At 51.6% G+C, this 931-nt stretch carries 3 protein-coding genes; 2 read left to right on the forward strand and 1 reads right to left on the reverse strand.

Annotated features, from left to right (window positions below):
- Nucleotides 1-141, forward strand: a 141-nt coding sequence (locus tag ACR0J8_RS24240; RefSeq protein ID WP_480892881.1) for a transposase, incomplete at its 5' end; no start/stop codon positions are given.
- 164 nt (nucleotides 142-305) lie between these two features.
- On the opposite strand, the gene ACR0J8_RS24245 is transcribed toward ACR0J8_RS24240, so the two are convergent.
- Nucleotides 306-611 carry a hypothetical protein gene (locus ACR0J8_RS24245; protein WP_480528036.1) on the reverse strand — a complete coding sequence of 102 codons (306 nt, stop codon included), beginning with the start codon at nucleotides 609-611 and terminating at the stop codon, nucleotides 306-308.
- Between the two features lie 73 nt (nucleotides 612-684).
- Here ACR0J8_RS24245 and ACR0J8_RS24250 point away from each other — a divergent pair.
- The coding region (locus ACR0J8_RS24250) for a transposase (protein ID WP_480892878.1) at nucleotides 685-931 on the forward strand (247 nt) is incomplete at its 3' end.

The raw sequence follows: 931 nt of genomic DNA on the forward strand, positions 1-931 counted from the left end.
CGTTACAAACGGCGCAACCGGATCGAGATCATGTTCGGCAGGTTGAAGGATTGGCGGCGTGTGGCAACCCGCTACGACAGGTGCCCGAAGGGCTTCCTGTCAGCAATCGCCCTTGAAGCACTCGTTATCTATTGGCTATGAGTCCTGACCCTAGTCGTCTCGGCGCGGCTACTCCTTGGACACCTCAACAACATTTCGTCCATTTCTTAGAATGTTTGTCGTTCCGTCTGGTCCATTTTTGATCCATTGGCGCTCCCGATCATCAAAAAATCTTCCCGGCACTTTGCGAAGGCAACCCACTTAAATCACTGCTTTCGCGCATCGTGCACGGACATAATTTGATAAGGGCTTAAGCCTTTGTTCTGGCGCTTGCCGTTGATCTGAAAGCCATTGAACCAGCGCCCTTCGTCTTGCGACTTCTTCACGAATTTCTTGCCACAATGATGAGCGATTATTCCAAGATTTTTTTGTTGTTGAGTTGGAGAAAGGCGACAATTTCCTCTTGTCACAACCCCACTATACTTGCGGTGAGTACACGTGAAAAAGCCTGCAGCAACGACCAGCAAGGTTTGTTTGGATTTCGCGTTCGAGCCAAAGTATTTTGAGATCACTTGCTACTAGGCTCGGGACCCATTGATTTCCGCTTGGCCGCGTGATTCACGGTTCGGAAAACGAGTGGTGAACATGTCTGATCTTTTTTGGCTAACGGACGCGCAAATGGCACGTCTTGAGCCCTTTTTCCCCAAGTCCCACGGCAAACAACGCGTTGATGATCGGCGCGTGTTGAGCGGTATTATCTTCATCAATCGCAATGGCCTAAGGTGGCGCGACGCCCCAGCAGCATACGGGCCGCACAAGACGCTCTACAATCGTTGGAAGCGGTGGAGCGACAAGGGCACCTTCGCCGAGATGATGATGGGATTGGCGGCTG

The sequence above is a fragment of the Ruegeria sp. N11 genome (assembly GCF_056531525.1).